We start from the raw sequence: 15,591 nt of genomic DNA, 5'->3' as shown, positions 1-15,591 counted from the left end.
AAGATCGGAAAAGACAATGACGATGAGCTACTACACACTCGGCAACAGCGGGCTGCGCGTCAGCCGGCTGGCACTGGGCACGATGACTTTCGGGACGGAATGGGGCTGGGGCGCGGACCGGGATACGGCGCGCGCGATGTTCGACGCCTATGTCGAGGCCGGGGGCAATTTCTTCGACACCGCCGACCTTTACACCGGCGGCACGGCCGAGACCTGGCTCGGTGAATTCGTAGCCGAGCGGGGCTTGCGCGACAAGGCGGTGATCGCCACCAAATTCACCATGAACTCGAACCCCGGCAATCCGAACGCCGGCGGCAATGGCCGCAAGAACATCATGCGTGCCGTCGACGCATCGCTGAAGCGGCTGGGTACCGACTATATCGATCTCTATCTCATGCATATCTGGGACAGGCTGACGCCGGCCGAAGAAGTGCTGCGTACGCTCGACGATCTGGTTCGGGCAGGCAAGATACGTCAGATCGGCCTGTCCGACGTGCCGGCCTGGTATGCCGGGCGGGCGCAGGCGATCGCCGAACTGCGCGGCTATGAGCCGATCTCGGCGTTGCAGCTTGAATACTCCCTGGCGGAGCGTGCCATCGAGCATGAATTCGTGCCGTTCGGGACACGCCATGGCGCCGGCATCATGGTCTGGAGCCCGCTGGCAAGCGGACTGCTAAGTGGCAAATACCGCCCGGCGCAGGCGGGCAATGCCGGCCGGCTCGACGGCTTCCGCAACACCACCCACCCAGGCTTCCAGAAATTCAGCGAGCACAACTGGGCTGTGGTGGCGGAGCTGGAGAAAGTCGCCGCCGAACTCGGCCGCGGCATGGCTCAGGTCGCGCTGAACTGGGTGGCGACTCAGCCAGGAGTTGCCACCGTCATTCTCGGAGCAACGCGGCTTTCGCAGCTGCAGGATAATCTTGCGGCGCTCGATTTCTCCATACCGCCCGCGCTTCGCCAGCGCCTGGACAAGGTGAGCGGCACGCCGGCACCGTTCCCGCATTCTTATTTCGGTCCCGAGATCCAGGTCCGTGTCGCGGGCGGTGTCGTGACCGGCGACAAGCCGTCAGGCTACGCATTGCCGGTCGTGGTCGAAGGCGAGGCGGTTGCCATCAGCAGCAACTGATCCAGAAAGCCTGGAATTTTGCACAAGGGCGCGGCGTGACATCGCCGCGCCCTTCGTGTATCCGGTCAACCCGTCATGACAGCACCGCCGGGCGAAGCAGGGGGCGTTTTCGCCTTCAGAGCTTGCCACGCCGGAATTTCGAGGAACCAGATGACGGTCAAGCCCCGCTACCGACGTGTTCTGCTGAAAGCTTCGGGCGAAGCGTTGATGGGCGAACAGCATTTCGGCATCGACGTCTCGGTCGTCGACCGCATCGCCGGCGACATTGCCGAGGCCCGTGCGCTGGGCATCGAGGTGGGTGTCGTTATCGGCGGCGGCAATATCTTTCGCGGCGTGGCGGTCGCCTCCAAGGGAGGCGACCGCGTTACCGGCGATCACATGGGCATGCTTGCCACGGTCATCAATTCGCTGGCGTTGCGCACGTCGCTGAACAAGATCGGTGTCGATGCCGTCGTGCTATCCGCAATTGCCATGCCCGAGCTTTGCGAGAGTTTTTCGCAGCGCCAGGCGACCGCCTACATGAACCAGGGCAAGGTGGTGATCTTCGCCGGCGGCACCGGCAATCCGTTCTTCACCACTGATTCGGCGGCGGCACTTCGCGCGGCCGAAATCGGCGCCGACGCGCTGTTCAAGGGTACCCAGGTCGACGGCGTCTATTCGGCCGACCCGAAAAAGGACCCGAGTGCGGCGCGTTTCGAGCGCATCAGCCACGCCGAAGTCATAAATCGCGGCCTTTCCATCATGGATACCGCTGCGATTGCACTTGCGCGCGAAAACAACATTCCGATAATCGTCTATTCGATCCACGAAAAGGGTGGTTTCGGCGATATTCTAAGGGGCGGCGGCCGCTGCACGGTCGTCGCGGACGAATGATCGGGGCCGATCCCTGGACGGGGAAACCGGCTTTCGAACATCAGGCTCGAACACGGGGCTTGCCCCGAAGCAGTGAACCCGCGGCAGACGGGTCGAGGAGACTAAGATGAGTGGTGAGTACGACGATCTGAAGCGGCGCATGGATGGGGCCATCGCCGCGTTCAAGCATGACCTGGCTTCGCTGCGGACCGGTCGCGCCTCCAGCAATCTGCTCGATGCGATCCAGGTGCAGGCCTATGGCACCACCATGCCGATCAACCAGGTGGCCAACGTTTCGGTGCCGGAGCCGCGCATGATCTCGGTCTCGGTCTGGGACAAATCGATGGTCGGCGCGGTCGACCGCGCGATCCGGGAATCCAATCTGGGCTTCAACCCGATCGTCGATGGCACCAATCTGAGGATTCCGCTGCCGGAGCTCAACGAACAGCGCCGCAAGGAACTGGTCAAGATCTCGCACGGCTACGCAGAGAACGCCCGTGTCGCCGCGCGCCATGTGCGCCGCGACGGCATGGATTTCCTGAAGAAGGCGGAGAAGGACGGCGACATCAGCGAGGACGATCAGCGCAAGCGTTCCGACCAGGTCCAGAAACTTACCGACGAAACCATCAGCACCATCGATCATCTGCTTTCCGACAAGGAAGCTGAAATCATGCAGGTTTAGGGTTGGCCCTTGGCTGACCCGAAAGCGAGATCATGACAACGCCCGCGCATGTCGCGATCATCATGGATGGAAATGGACGCTGGGCCAAGGCGCGCGGTATGCCGAGGCTCGCCGGTCATCGCGCCGGCGTCGAGGCGCTGCGCAAGGCGGTGCGCGCCGCCCCGGGTCTCGGCATCTCCTTCCTGACCGTCTACGCTTTCTCGTCGGAGAACTGGTCGCGGCCGAAGTCCGAGGTCAGCGACCTTATGGGTCTGTTGAAGCTGTTCATCCGTCGCGACCTTGCCGAGCTGCACCAGAGCGGCGTACGGGTCAGGATCATCGGCGACCGCACAGGGCTGCAGGCGGACATCAGGGGGCTGCTCGACGAGGCCGAATCGCTGACGATCCACAACACCTCGCTGACGCTGGTGATCGCCTTCAATTACGGCGGGCGCGACGAGATCGTCCGCACGGCGCGCAAGCTTGCGGCGGCCGTGGCCCGCGGCGAAATGGACAGCGAGGCTATATCGGCTGAAAGCTTTGCCGGCTCTCTCGACACGCAAGGCATTCCCGATCCGGAGCTGGTCATCCGCACCAGCGGCGAACTGCGCCTGTCCAACTTCCTGTTGTGGCAGGCCGCCTACAGCGAACTCGTCTTCCTGCCGTGCTACTGGCCGGACTTCAACCGCGAGCATTTCGCCGAGGCCTTGCGCGAATATGCCGGCCGCGAGCGCCGCTTCGGCGGACTGGGCCCGCAGGACGTTGCTTCGCGGCCGGCCGCGGGATGAGCAACCTTCAGCTGCGCGTCATGTCGGCTGTCGTGCTGGCCATTGTGGCCCTCGGCCTGACCTGGCTCGGCGGCCTGCCGTTCCGGCTGCTGTGCGCCGTCATGGCGGCAATGATCTTTTACGAGTGGACACGCATGTCGCGGCCCGCCGCGGCCGACGGGCTTGGTTTTCTCCCGGAAGCGCTGATGGTCATTTTCGTCGGCGCCCTGGTTGCCGGCCTGCCCGCACGGTGGCTGCTGCCGCTCGTCGTGATTCTGGTTGCGACAGCGGCGATCACCGCTGGAGTTCGCAAGATCGGCCAGTGGGACGCCAGCGGCCTTGCCTATGCCTGCATGTCGGGCCTGTCGCTTGCCCTGCTGCGCGACGGCGACCATTCGGGCCTCGTCGCCATCCTGTTCCTGTTCGCGGTCGTCTGGGCAACCGACATTTTTGCCTATTTCGTCGGGCGTGCCGTCGGCGGGCCCAAACTGGCGCCTTCGATCTCGCCCGGCAAGACCCGCAGCGGCGCCCTCGGCGGGGCGGTCGGTGGTGTCGTGGCAGGGCTTCTGCTTGCCGCCTTCGCCGGCGCCGGCAACCTGGCGTTGCTGGGTATTGTGGCGCTGGTGCTGTCGATCGTCGCCCAGGCCGGCGACCTCTTCGAATCCTGGGTCAAGCGGCGGCACGGCCGCAAGGATTCTGGCGTGCTCATCCCTGGGCATGGCGGCGTCATGGACCGTGTCGACGGGCTTGTCGCGGCCGCTCTTGCCCTATACGTCATCGGCTGGATCGCGGCGGGCGCCGAGCATCCGGCACAGGGGCTGTTTCCCATTTGAACGGTGTCATTCCACGATCTGGCGCGGGCGCCTTGGATTCGCCTGTATTGATGTCACAGTCACGCAGCGACGCGGAAGAACTTGAGGGCCTGAATTGAACGAGATTCTTCACGCGATTTTCAGCACGGAAGGCCTCTTTCTCGGCACGCTCGTGCCGTTTCTCTTCGTTCTGACCGTCGTGGTGTTCGTTCACGAGATGGGCCACTATCTCGTCGGCCGCTGGTGCGGCATCGGGGTCAGGGCCTTCTCAATCGGCTTCGGTCCGGAGCTCATCGGCTTCAACGACAGGCATGGTACGCGCTGGAAGCTTTGCGCCATACCGCTTGGCGGCTATGTCAAGTTTGTCGGCGACATGAACGCCACCTCCAGCCAGCCGACATCGGAAGAACTCGAAACGCTGACCGACGAGGAACGCAAGGTTGCCTTCCACACCCAGGCGATCTGGAAGCGCGCGGCAACGGTGGTGGCCGGGCCGCTGTTCAACTTCCTGCTGACGATCGTCGTCTTTTCCGTGCTGTTTGCCGCCTATGGGCGTTATGTCGCGGAGCCCATGGTGGCGGAGGTTACAACAGACAGTCCCGCGGCCAAGGCCGGCATCTTGCCAGGCGACCGATTCGTCAGCGTTGACGGCAGCAAGGTCGAAACCTTCGGCGACGTGCAGCGGCTGGTCTCGGGCCGCGCCGGCGACACCATCACCTTCGTCATGCTGCGCGGCGGCAAGGAGGTCACGGTGACCGCGTCGCCGCAGCTGATGGAGCAGGAGGACGCGCTCGGCAACAAGGTCAAGGTCGCCGTGATCGGCGTCGTCAACAACAAGGAACTCGGCCAGCCCCGCCTCATCACCTACACCCCGGTCGGAGCCGTTGCGGCGGCCGTTGAGGAAACCGGCCACGTCATCGAGCGCACCGGACAGTTCCTGCAGCGCTTCGCCGTCGGGCGCGAGGACAAGTGCCAGTTGGGTGGCCCGGTCAAGATCGCCGACATGGCCGGCAAGGCGGCCAAACTCGGTTTTGAATGGCTGGTGCAGCTCGTCGCGCTGCTGTCCGTTGGGATAGGCATTCTAAACCTTTTGCCGATTCCCCCCCTCGACGGCGGCCATCTGTTGTTCTACGGGGTGGAGGCCGTCATCCGCCGGCCGGTGTCGGAACGGATGATGGAAATGGCCTATCGGGCCGGTCTGCTTCTGGTGCTGTGCTTCATGGGGTTCGTGTTCTGGAACGATCTCTTTGGGTGCTGAAATCATGAAGGAATTTGGCCTGAGCATGGCGGATGTTGAGACGCCGTTTACCATGCACGGGGATATGAGTGACGCGAAAGCCACGCAACAGGGTTAAGTAAATACAAATTAACCAGAAGCCTTGCGTGTAGGGAAAATCCGGTTAATACGGTAGGGGAAATGACCGCACGTCCGGTTTTCTCGCCGTGGGGACTACGAGAAAAGGTTATTAAGCCCGATGAAGGCAGCATCCAAGTTTCTAAACGCCGCGTCAGCGGCGGCACTGTCCGCCGCTCTGGTCGTACCAGGTGCGCTCGCAGTGCAGTTCGTTGCCACATCGGCGGCCGAAGCCGCGGTCGTAAGCCGGGTGGAGGTGAGCGGCAACCAGCGTGTCGACGCCGATACCATCCGCAACTACATCACCATCAAGCCCGGCAAGGCCTTCTCCAGCTCCGATGTCGATAGCGCGGTCAAGGCGCTGTTCGGCACCGGCCTGTTCTCGGATGTCCAGATCAACCAGGTCGGCTCGACCCTGGTGGTCAAGGTTTCGGAATACAAGGTCGTCAACCAGGTGCTGTTCCAGGGCAACAAGAAGCTCAAGGACAATGCGCTTCAGGCAGCGGTTCAGCTGAAGCCGCGCGGCACGTTCTCTCAGGCTACGCTGGATTCGGATGTCGAGGCGGTCAAGGCCGCCTACAGGCGCATCGGCCGTGACGATGCCGGCGTGACCGCGCAGATCATGGAGCTCGGCGACAACCGCGTCAACGTGGTCTTCCACATCACCGAAGGCGATCGCACGCAGATCGCGGCAATCAATTTCGTCGGCAACAGCGCCTATTCCAGCCGCCGCCTGTCTGATGTGATCAACACCAAGCGCTCGTCCTGGGTCTCGTTCATCCTGCGCGACGACGTCTACGACGAAGACAAGCTGCGCGCCGACCAGGAGCTGCTGCGCCGCTTCTATTACAATCACGGTTATGCCGACTTCCAGGTCGTGTCCGCCGTCGGCGAGCTCGACAATGCGACCAACAAATACACGGTCACCATCACCGTCCAGGAAGGCGAGCGCTACAATTTTGGCGATATCAGCGTCGAAAGCACGATCCCGGAAGTCGACTCCAAGTCGCTGGAATCGGTGGTCGAAACCCGCAAGGGCGATGTCTACAACGCCAAGAACGTCGAAGACTCCATCATTGCGCTGACGGAGAAGGTGGCTGGTTCGGGCTATGCTTTTGCCCAGGTGACACCGCGCGGCGACCGCAACTTCGAGAACCACACGATCTCGGTGGTCTACACCGTCGACCAGGGCACCAAGGCCTATGTCGAGCGCATCGAGATCCGCGGCAACGACCGCACGCGTGACTATGTCATCCGTCGCGAATTCGATGTCAGCGAAGGCGATGCGTTCAACCAGGTGCTCATCCAGCGCGCGAAGAAACGCCTGGAAGACCTGAATTATTTTGACAAAGTCGACATTTCGACCGTGCCCGGCTCGGCCCCTGACCAGGTCGTGCTGGTGGTCGACGTGGTCGAGAAGTCGACGGGTGAATTCTCGGTGGGCGCCGGCTATTCGACCGGCGGCGATTCGGCTGGACCGTCCGTCGAAGGATCGATCACCGAGCGCAACTTCCTCGGCCGCGGCCAGTTCATCAAAGTGTCGGCCGGTGGCGGCAAGAACTCGCGCGACTACAGCCTGTCCTTCACCGAGCCCTACTTCCTCGGGCGGCGTATCGCCGCCGGCTTCGACATCTTCAAGTCGACGCGGGAATACAACAACAATTACGACAGCGATACCACCGGCGCGACGATCCGCTTCGGGTTGCCAATCACCAACAGCATCACGACCCAGTTGGCGTACAACATCTCGCAGGAGAAATATAAGGTCGACGACGGTTGCGATCCCACTCCTGTCGATCCCGACGGCAACTGCAACATTTCCCAGGCCATTCTGGATGGCATCGAGCAGAGCCCATGGATCAAGTCCTCGGTCAGCCTTGGGCTGGTCTACAATACCATCGATGACATGAAGAACCCGCATGAGGGTATCTATGCCAACACGACAGTGGAGGTCGCCGGTCTCGGTGGCGATGCCAAGTTCGTGAAGATCACCGGGCGCGGCAGCATCTACCAGACGCTGTCCGAGCAGCTTGACCTTGTCGGCCTCCTTTCGGGTGGCGCAGGACATGTCGAGGGCTACGGCAGCGACGGCGATCTGCGCATCTTCGATCACTTCCAGAGCACCGATCGCATGATCCGCGGCTTTGCCTATGGTGGCATCGGCCCGGTTGCTAACGACACCAGCGGTGACCATCTGGGTGGAACGACCTATTTCAACGCTTCGGCGGAGGCGCAATTCCCGCTGCCGGTCGTGCCTGAGAGCTTCGGCTTGCGGGGCGCGGTGTTCGCTGATGCGGCAACGCTCTATGGCAGCAAGATCGCCACTGGCTTGGTCGATCCAGATTCTACCGGCATGAAGGTGCGCGCCTCGGTTGGTCTCGGCCTGATGTGGGCGTCTCCGTTCGGCCCGATCCGTATCGACTATGCAATCCCGGTCAAGAAGGAAGCGAGCGACGACGTGCAGGAATTCAACTTCGGCATATCGACCCGCTTCTGATCGGCGGCCAACGATGCTCCCGGGTTTTGGATCCGGGAGAAATGTTCCGACCTAGCTGGATATAGCTTCTGGAATGACCGATCCGGTGTTCTTCGCGCCATCACGCCGGTATACGGCGGCCGAAGTCGCGAATCTGACCGGCTCGGTGCTTGTCGATTCCGGCCAATCCGACGTTTTGATCGAAGCGCTGGCGCCGGCCAATGAAGGCGGCGCCAATGCGCTTGTCTTCGTCGACGGCAGGCGTAATTCCGCGCTGATGCCGTCGCTGCGGGCGGCGGCGGTCCTGTGCACGGCCGAATTCGCAAACAAGGCGCCTTCCAGCGTCGCTGTCTTGACTCATCCACGGCCGCAGCAGGCTTTCGCGCTGGTTGGGCGCCTGCTGTTCCCGACAGCCGCCACGCCGGGGCCAATGACCAGTGAAACCGGTGTTTCGCCCCATGCCCATGTCGATCCGACGGCGCATGTCGAAGCCGGGGCTATCATCGAGGCCGGCGCGGTCATCGGGCCTGGTGTCTCGATCGGCAGCGGCACAGTCATTGCGCCCAACGCCGTCATCGGACAGTCCTGCCAGATTGGCCGTGACGGTTATGTCGGGCCGGGCGCCAGTATCCAGTACGCTCTGATCGGCAATCGGGTCATCATCCATGGTGGCGCCAGGATCGGCCAGGACGGCTTTGGCTTTGTCGGCGGCGCCAAGGGGCCGGAACGTGTTCCACAGATCGGACGCGTCGTCATCCAGGACGATGTCGAGATCGGCTCCAATTCCACCGTCGATCGTGGCGCCATGTCCGATACGATCATCGGGCAAGGCACCAAGATCGACAATCTCGTTCAGATCGCCCATAACGTCCGCATCGGCCGCAATTGTATAGTGGCCGGGCTGTCGGGTATTTCCGGTTCCGTGGTGGTGGGTGACAATGTCACCATGGGCGGCGGTGTCGGGCTTGCGGATCATCTGACGATTGGTACAGGTGCCAAGCTTGCAGCCAGAAGTGGATTTATGAGCAATGTTCCCGCCGGCGAGATCTGGGGTGGCTATCCGGCGCAGCCGATGGCGGAAGCCATGCGAGAGATAGCCATGTTGCGCACAATGGCCAGGGCACGCAAGCAGGGCAAGGACAATGGCTGACATGGTGGCGGCGACAACGCTGGAAGCGGTCGACATATTGGGGCTGATGAAGCTCCTGCCGCACCGTTATCCCTTCCTGATGATCGACCGCATCGTGGACATCGACGGCGACGACTCCGCCATCGGCATCAAGAACGTGACCATAAACGAGCCGCATTTTCAGGGGCATTTCCCGGAGCAGCCGGTGATGCCGGGCGTGCTGATCGTCGAGGCCATGGCCCAGACGGCCGGAGCAATCTGCATCCGCAGCCTCGGGGCATCGAAGCCATCGCTGGTCTATTTTCTGACCATCGACAACGCCAAATTCCGCAAACCGGTCGTCCCCGGCGACCAGTTGAAGATCCATGTCAAGAAAATCAAGAAGCGCGGCAACCTGCTCAAATTCGCCTGTGAAGCCCTGGTCGAAGGTACCAAGGCGGCCGAGGCCGAGATTTCAGCCATGATGGTCACCGGCGACTGACGATCGAGTGCCTATGAAAATCAAGACGTCAATCCATCCTTCCTCCGTCGTGGAAGAAGGCGCCCAGATCGGCCAGGGTGTGCGCATTGGGCCGTTCTGCCATCTCAGCGCCGATGCCGTGATCGGCGACGGGGTCGAACTGGTCAGCCATGTCTCGGTGATGGGCGCGACCACTATCGGAGCGTCGACCAAGGTCTATCCGATGGCGACACTGGGCGCACCGCCGCAAAACACCAAGCACAAGGGCGGCCGCACGACGCTGGTCATCGGCGCCAACTGCACCATCCGCGAAGGCGTGACCATGCATGTCGGCACCGACACCAGCCGTGGCGAAACCACGGTCGGCGACAATGGCAATTTCCTCGCCTACGCCCATATCGCCCATGACTGTGCCGTCGGCAACAACGCCACCTTCGCCAATGGGGCGACATTGGGCGGCCACTGCGAGATCGGCAACAACGTCTATATTGGCGGCCTCAGCGCCGTCCATCAATTCGTGCGCGTGGGTGACAACGCCTTTCTTGGCGGGTGCTCGGCTTTTGTCGGTGATGTCATTCCCTATGCCATCGCGGTCGGTAACCGCGCCAGCCTGCGCGGCTTGAACATTATCGGGCTCAAGCGCGCCGGTCTGCCGCGTTCCGAAATCCATCTGCTGCGCAAGGCCTACAAGACGATCTTCGACCGCTCCCGCACCGTCGGCGAGAACATCGAGTTCGCCAAGGTGGAGTTCGCCTCGTCGCCGACAGCGATGAAGATCATCGACTTCATCACCAGTCGCGGCAAGCGGCACTATGCGGTGCCATCGCTCAAGGGCGGCGATGGCGACGATGCCGATGACGAAGGCTGAGACAGCCGCGGCTGGTCTTGATCTCCCGCCTGGTGCCAGGGTCGGCATCATCGCCGGCGGCGGCAGCCTTCCGGTCGAAGTCGCTGCCGGTTTGGCCGGACAGGGTCATCCGCCCTTCGTCGTGCTCATGGACGGTGAGGCCGACCGCCTGGCTGAATTGTGCCGTTACGAGCATGAGGCCCTTGCCCTGGAGGCGATAGGATCGCTCATTCCGCTGCTCAAGCGTAACCGGATTACGCATCTGGTGCTTGCCGGCGAGATAAAGCGCAGGCCAAGGCTGACACAGATGCGTCCAAGCCTCAGCCTGCTCGCTGTGATACCCGTCGTCGTCATGGCGTTGGCGCGCGGCGACGATGGACTGCTCAAGGTGGTGGCGCGCGGGCTCGAGGCCCGGGGGATAAAGGTCGTGGGCGCCCACGAGATCGTGCCGAACCTTGTCGCCGCCGAAGGGGTGTTGACCAGGGCCACGCCTCGGAAGTCGGACTGGCGCGACATCGATGCAGGTTTTGCCGCGGCAAAGGCCATCGGGGCGCTGGATATCGGCCAGGCGGCGATCGCGGTCGGTGGCCGGACCATTGCGCTTGAAGGTATCGAGGGCACGGCCGGATTGCTGGACCGCGCCAGGCTGCTGCGCGGCCACGGCCGTATCGCCGGCAAGACGCGCGGCGTGCTGGTCAAATGCGCCAAGCCTGGCCAGGAGCTGCGCGCGGATCTTCCTTCCATGGGGCCCCAGACGGTAGAAGCAGCGCATGCGGCCGGGCTTGCCGGCATTGCCGTCGAGGCGGGACGCTCCCTGATCCTCGAAGGTCCCGCAACCCTCTCGCGTGCCAATGACCTTGGGCTGTTCATTGTCGGTCTGGCCGCAACGGAGTCAGGTCATGGCTGACAGGGCGCTGAAGATCGCGATCGTCGCGGGCGAGGAGTCAGGCGACCTGCTTGGCGCCGACATTGTCCAGTCGCTGCGCCAAATAACAGGACGCGAGGTGCAGCTCGTCGGCCTCGGTGGCCGCCACCTGCAGGCGCTTGGGCTGGTTTCGCCGTTCGACGCCAGCGAGGTCGCGCTGATGGGGTTCAGCGCCGTCCTGCGTGACCTGCCGCGCCTGATGCGGCGGATCGGTCAGCTGGCGGGGCTGGTTGCGGATGCCAAGCCGGACTGCCTCGTCACCATCGACAGCCCCGATTTTTCGCTGCGCGTCGCCAAAAAGGTGCGCGCCGCCAACCCGACGATCCCGATCGTCCACTATGTCTGCCCGAGCGTCTGGGCATGGCGGCCGGGCAGGGCGGTGGCGATGAAGTCGTATGTCGATCACATCCTGTGCATCCTGCCGTTCGAAGTGAAGGAGCTCGATCGGCTGGGTGGCCCGCCCGGCACCTATGTCGGCCATCGCCTGACGCATGATCCCGGCGTGCTGTCGGCCGCCAGGGCGCAGGCCCAGCCGCGTGATCTTTCACCAGACCGCGTGAAGACGCTGCTTGTCCTGCCCGGCTCGCGGCGCGGCGAGGTGCGACGGCTGCTCGAGCCGTTCGGCGAGACCGTGTCGATGCTGCGGGCACGCGGGCATCGGCTTCGGCTGATGTTGCCGACGGTGCCGCATGTCGCGGACACCGTACGATCCGCGGTCACGCGCTGGGATGAAAAACCCGAGATTATCCTGGAGCCGGAGCGCAAATGGCAGGCCTTCGGCAAGGCCGACGCGGCGTTGATCGCGTCCGGCACCGTCTCCCTGGAACTGGCACTGTCCGGCGTGCCGATGATCTCTTGCTACCGGCTCGACCCTGTCGCACGCGCCGTGGCGCGGTATTTCGTTTCCGTCTGGTCGGCGCTGCTGCCCAACCTGATCTCGGATCGCGCACTGATCCCGGAGTTCTACGACGAATACGTCAGGCCGAACAATCTGGCACGCCAGCTGGAAGCACTGTTGGCCGACAGTGGCATGCGCGCCTGGCAGAAAGACGGGTTCGCCGAGATTTCACGGCGCATGGCAACGGACAAACCGTCCGGTGAGATCGCGGCGCAGGTGGTGATGGGGTGTATCAAGAGAGTGAGTAGGCAGTAGTGAGTAGTGAGTAGTAAGTAGTAAGTAGTGAGTAGTGAGTTAGAAAACTCTCTAACCTGACTACTCACTAACCACTACTCACTACTCACTTGTCTCAGCGCTTGGCGATCGGCACGTAGTCGCGCTCCGGCGCGCCGGTATAGAGCTGGCGCGGACGGCCGATCTTCTGGCGTGGGTCCTCGATCATTTCCTTCCACTGGGCTATCCAGCCGACCGTGCGGGCGACCGCGAACAGCACGGTGAACATGGTGGTGGGGAAGCCCAGCGCCTTCAGCGTGATGCCGGAATAGAAGTCGACGTTCGGGTAGAGTTTCTTCTCGATGAAATAGGGATCGGTCAGCGCGATCTTTTCCAGTTCCATCGCGATGTCGAGCAGCGGATCGTCCTTGATGCCGAGTTCGCCCAGAACCTCGTGCGCGGTCTTCTGCATGATCTTGGCACGCGGATCGTAGTTCTTGTAGACGCGGTGGCCAAAGCCCATCAGGCGGAATGGATCGTTCTTGTCCTTGGCGCGAGCGATGAATTCCGGGATGTGATCGACATGGCCGATCTCGCCCAGCATGTTGAGCGCCGCTTCGTTGGCGCCGCCATGGGCCGGGCCCCACAGGCAAGCAATGCCGGCGGCGATGCAGGCGAACGGGTTGGCACCCGAGGAGCCGGCGAGGCGAACGGTCGAGGTCGAAGCGTTCTGCTCATGATCGGCATGCAGGATGAAGATACGCTCCATGGCACGCGCCAGCACCGGGTTGATCTTGTACTCCTCGCACGGCACGGCAAAGCACATGTGCAGGAAGTTTGCCGCGAAACCGAGATCGTTCTTGGGATAAATAAAGGGCTGGCCGATGTGGTACTTGTAGGCCATGGCCGCGATCGTCGGCATTTTGGCGATCAGGCGCATGGAGGCAACCATGCGCTGGTACGGGTCGGAGATGTCGGTCGAGTCATGATAGAAGGCCGACAGCGCGCCAACCACGCCGCACATCACCGCCATCGGGTGCGCGTCGCGGCGGAAGCCGGTGAAAAAGCGCGACATCTGCTCGTGCACCATTGTGTGGCGCGTTACGCGGTAGTCGAAATCGTCCTTCTGCGCCTTGGTCGGCAATTCGCCGTAGAGCAGGAGGTAACAGACTTCGAGGAAGTCGCCATGTTCGGCCAGCTGGTCGATCGGATAGCCCCGATGCAGGAGGATGCCGGCGTCGCCATCGATGAAGGTGATCTCCGACTCGCAGCTTGCCGTCGAGGTAAAACCGGGGTCATAGGTGAAGGCGCCGGTGGTGCTGTAGAGCGAGGCGATGTCGATGACGTCAGGTCCGACCGAGCCGCTTCGCACCTTGAATTCGTGAGTCTTGCCGGCGAATTCCAGCGTTGCCGTGGCCTCTTGGCCGCCCACATCCAGTTTTTTCGCAGCTTCGGTCATTGCAAACTCCTTCTTGTTTCCTCATGCCGGCAAAGGCAAATTCCGCAGAGCGACACGTCGAAATCACCGCAATGCGCGTATTCGCCACCGCATTCTAGGAGGTGCGTGCCAGATTGGGCCAAGGCCTAATGTTGCACTGCGAAACCCGCCTTTCAATGCCAATCTTCTTGGGCCAGTTTGCTCCTAATCGATTTGATCCGCTACGCGCGCCAGGCTTTCCTCACGCCCCAGAACGGCAAGCACGTCGAATACGCCCGGTGACGTGCTCTTGCCGGTCAACGCAGCCCGCAACGGCTGGGCCACGGCGCCAAGCTTGTGCCCGCCAGCCAGCGCAAAGTCGCGGATCGCGGCCTCGGCCGTGGCCGCTGTCCAGTCGCCTGACAGCGACTTCAAAGCTTCGTGAGCGCCACGCAGGATCTTGCGCGCGTCGTCATTGAGCAGGAGTGCCGCCTTGTCGTCGATCGGCAGCGGCCGCGCGGCAAACAGGAAGGCGGCGCCGTCGACAAGCTCGACCAGCGTCTTGGCGCGCTCCTTCAGGCCCGGAAGTGCTGCCAGCAGCTGCGCCTTGTTCTTCTCGTTGAGCCGCGCCGCCATCGCCGGGCCGCCCTCCAGATAGGGCAAGGTGGCGATAAAGATATCGAACAGCTCGGTGTCGGCCATACGGCGCATATGCGCGCCGTTGATCGCTTCCAGCTTGGCGAAATCGAAGCGCGCCGCGCCCTTGTTGACGTCGCCAATGTCGAACCACGAGACCATGTCCTCGATCGACATGATCTCGTCGTCGCCATGGCTCCAGCCGAGCCGCGCAAGATAATTGAGCAGCGCCTCCGGCAGATAGCCCATGGCGCGATAGGCTTCGACGCCGAGCGCGCCATGGCGCTTCGACAGCTTGGCGCCGTCGGCGCCGTGGATCAGCGGGATATGCGACATCGACGGCACGTCCCAGCCCATGGCGTTGTAGATCACGGTCTGGCGGGCGGCGTTGGTCAGGTGATCGTCGCCACGGATGATGTGGGTGACGCCCATGTCGTGATCGTCGACGACGACGGCATGCATGTAGGTCGGGTTGCCGTCCGAACGCAGGATGATGAAGTCGTCGAGATCCTTGTTGGGGAAGCGCACGTCTCCCTGGACCCGGTCCTGCACCACCGTCTCGCCCTCGGCCGGTGCCTTGATGCGGATGGCGCCCCTGACGCCGGACGGCGCCTCCGACGGGTCGCGGTCACGCCAATGGCCGTTATAGCGTGGCGGTAGGCCCTTGGCGCGTGCAGCTTCGCGCATTGCCTCGAGCTCGGCTGAAGTCTCGTAGCTGTAATAGGCCTTGCCCAGGCGCACCAGCTCCTCGGCCACCTCGCGATGGCGCGGCGCGCGCTCGAATTGGGAGACCGCGTCACCGTCCCACGAAAGGCCAAGCCAGGTCAGGCCATCGAGAATGGCCGATGTGGCCGCATCGGTCGAACGCTCGCGATCGGTGTCCTCGATGCGCAGCAGCATCGTGCCGCCGGTATGCTTTGCATAGAGCCAGTTGAAGAGCGCCGTGCGCGCGCCGCCGATGTGCAGATAGCCGGTCGGCGAGGGGGCAAAACGGGTGATGACCTTGTCGGGCATGGAA

General features: G+C 62.9%; 14 protein-coding genes. 12 read left to right on the top strand and 2 right to left on the bottom strand.

The features are described 5' to 3' along the window. Positions 1 to 16 precede the first annotated feature (16 nt). The 12 genes from LB557_RS29210 (at position 17) to lpxB (ending at position 12,562) form a co-directional block, all read left to right on the top strand. Positions 17 to 1,126 carry an aldo/keto reductase gene (locus tag LB557_RS29210; protein ID WP_224643786.1) on the top strand — a complete coding sequence of 370 codons (1,110 nt, stop codon included), beginning with the start codon at positions 17 to 19 and terminating at the stop codon, positions 1,124 to 1,126. Between the two features lie 150 nt (positions 1,127 to 1,276). Beyond that, the gene (gene pyrH, locus LB557_RS29205) at positions 1,277 to 1,999 is read left to right on the top strand and encodes a UMP kinase (protein ID WP_140718033.1); all 723 of its coding nucleotides are present in this window, start codon (positions 1,277 to 1,279) and stop codon (positions 1,997 to 1,999) included. A 106-nt stretch (positions 2,000 to 2,105) separates the two neighbouring features. Next, positions 2,106 to 2,660 (top strand): ribosome recycling factor, encoded by a 555-nt coding sequence (frr, locus tag LB557_RS29200; protein WP_015317784.1) that lies wholly within the window; start codon positions 2,106 to 2,108, stop codon positions 2,658 to 2,660. A gap of 32 nt (positions 2,661 to 2,692) precedes the next feature. Further along, positions 2,693 to 3,427, top strand: a complete 735-nt coding sequence (locus LB557_RS29195) for an isoprenyl transferase (protein WP_140664120.1) — start codon at positions 2,693 to 2,695, stop codon at positions 3,425 to 3,427. Further along, a complete protein-coding gene (locus LB557_RS29190; protein WP_224644161.1) occupies positions 3,424 to 4,239 on the top strand; it encodes a phosphatidate cytidylyltransferase in 816 nt (271 codons plus the stop codon). Before LB557_RS29195 ends, LB557_RS29190 begins: the two co-directional genes overlap by 4 nt. A gap of 94 nt (positions 4,240 to 4,333) precedes the next feature. After that, the gene (rseP, locus tag LB557_RS29185) at positions 4,334 to 5,476 is read left to right on the top strand and encodes an RIP metalloprotease RseP (RefSeq protein WP_015317787.1); all 1,143 of its coding nucleotides are present in this window, start codon (positions 4,334 to 4,336) and stop codon (positions 5,474 to 5,476) included. Between the two features lie 217 nt (positions 5,477 to 5,693). After that, positions 5,694 to 8,069 (top strand): outer membrane protein assembly factor BamA, encoded by a 2,376-nt coding sequence (gene bamA / locus LB557_RS29180; protein ID WP_140824581.1) that lies wholly within the window; start codon positions 5,694 to 5,696, stop codon positions 8,067 to 8,069. A 73-nt stretch (positions 8,070 to 8,142) separates the two neighbouring features. Further along, on the top strand, positions 8,143 to 9,198 hold the full coding sequence (lpxD, locus tag LB557_RS29175; RefSeq protein ID WP_015317789.1) for a UDP-3-O-(3-hydroxymyristoyl)glucosamine N-acyltransferase: 1,056 nt from the start codon (positions 8,143 to 8,145) through the stop codon (positions 9,196 to 9,198). Beyond that, complete coding sequence (gene fabZ / locus LB557_RS29170; RefSeq protein WP_015317790.1) at positions 9,191 to 9,658, top strand: 3-hydroxyacyl-ACP dehydratase FabZ; 468 nt, start codon at positions 9,191 to 9,193, stop codon at positions 9,656 to 9,658. Before lpxD ends, fabZ begins: the two co-directional genes overlap by 8 nt. 13 nt (positions 9,659 to 9,671) lie before the next feature. Further along, the gene (gene lpxA / locus LB557_RS29165; RefSeq protein WP_224644160.1) at positions 9,672 to 10,505 is read left to right on the top strand and encodes an acyl-ACP--UDP-N-acetylglucosamine O-acyltransferase; all 834 of its coding nucleotides are present in this window, start codon (positions 9,672 to 9,674) and stop codon (positions 10,503 to 10,505) included. After that, positions 10,477 to 11,391, top strand: a complete 915-nt coding sequence (locus LB557_RS29160; RefSeq protein ID WP_224644159.1) for an LpxI family protein — start codon at positions 10,477 to 10,479, stop codon at positions 11,389 to 11,391. The genes lpxA and LB557_RS29160 overlap by 29 nt, the downstream gene beginning before the upstream one ends. Continuing rightward, positions 11,384 to 12,562, top strand: coding sequence for a lipid-A-disaccharide synthase (gene lpxB, locus LB557_RS29155; protein WP_224644158.1), 1,179 nt, complete (start codon positions 11,384 to 11,386; stop codon positions 12,560 to 12,562). The genes LB557_RS29160 and lpxB overlap by 8 nt, the downstream gene beginning before the upstream one ends. A 94-nt stretch (positions 12,563 to 12,656) precedes the next feature. On the opposite strand, the gene gltA is transcribed toward lpxB, so the two are convergent. Together gltA and gltX are read right to left on the bottom strand one after the other, a co-directional pair. Then, positions 12,657 to 13,979, bottom strand: a complete 1,323-nt coding sequence (gene gltA / locus LB557_RS29150) for a citrate synthase (protein ID WP_015317794.1) — start codon at positions 13,977 to 13,979, stop codon at positions 12,657 to 12,659. A gap of 183 nt (positions 13,980 to 14,162) precedes the next feature. Further along, positions 14,163 to 15,587: a glutamate--tRNA ligase gene (gene gltX / locus LB557_RS29145; RefSeq protein ID WP_140718017.1), complete on the bottom strand. Its 1,425-nt coding sequence runs from the start codon at positions 15,585 to 15,587 to the stop codon at positions 14,163 to 14,165. Between the last annotated feature and the right edge of the window lie 4 nt (positions 15,588 to 15,591).

The sequence above is a fragment of the Mesorhizobium sp. BR115XR7A genome (assembly GCF_020165315.1).
Lineage (GTDB): Bacteria > Pseudomonadota > Alphaproteobacteria > Rhizobiales > Rhizobiaceae > Mesorhizobium > Mesorhizobium australicum.
Note: the sequence above shows the minus strand (reverse complement) of the source record. Positions and strands in the feature narration are given on the sequence as shown.

Excerpts from the sequence above, each read along its gene's own strand:
- LB557_RS29210 (WP_224643786.1), top strand. The coding sequence starts at position 17 with ATGACGATGAGCTACTACACACTCGGCAACAGCGGGCTGCGCGTCAGC.
- pyrH (WP_140718033.1), top strand. The coding sequence starts at position 1,277 with ATGACGGTCAAGCCCCGCTACCGACGTGTTCTGCTGAAAGCTTCGGGC.
- frr (WP_015317784.1), top strand. The coding sequence starts at position 2,106 with ATGAGTGGTGAGTACGACGATCTGAAGCGGCGCATGGATGGGGCCATC.
- LB557_RS29195 (WP_140664120.1), top strand. The coding sequence starts at position 2,693 with ATGACAACGCCCGCGCATGTCGCGATCATCATGGATGGAAATGGACGC.
- LB557_RS29190 (WP_224644161.1), top strand. The coding sequence starts at position 3,424 with ATGAGCAACCTTCAGCTGCGCGTCATGTCGGCTGTCGTGCTGGCCATT.
- bamA (WP_140824581.1), top strand. The coding sequence starts at position 5,694 with ATGAAGGCAGCATCCAAGTTTCTAAACGCCGCGTCAGCGGCGGCACTG.
- lpxD (WP_015317789.1), top strand. The coding sequence starts at position 8,143 with ATGACCGATCCGGTGTTCTTCGCGCCATCACGCCGGTATACGGCGGCC.
- fabZ (WP_015317790.1), top strand. The coding sequence starts at position 9,191 with ATGGCTGACATGGTGGCGGCGACAACGCTGGAAGCGGTCGACATATTG.
- lpxA (WP_224644160.1), top strand. The coding sequence starts at position 9,672 with ATGAAAATCAAGACGTCAATCCATCCTTCCTCCGTCGTGGAAGAAGGC.
- LB557_RS29160 (WP_224644159.1), top strand. The coding sequence starts at position 10,477 with ATGGCGACGATGCCGATGACGAAGGCTGAGACAGCCGCGGCTGGTCTT.
- lpxB (WP_224644158.1), top strand. The coding sequence starts at position 11,384 with ATGGCTGACAGGGCGCTGAAGATCGCGATCGTCGCGGGCGAGGAGTCA.
- gltA (WP_015317794.1), bottom strand. The coding sequence starts at position 13,979 with ATGACCGAAGCTGCGAAAAAACTGGATGTGGGCGGCCAAGAGGCCACG.
- gltX (WP_140718017.1), bottom strand. The coding sequence starts at position 15,587 with ATGCCCGACAAGGTCATCACCCGTTTTGCCCCCTCGCCGACCGGCTAT.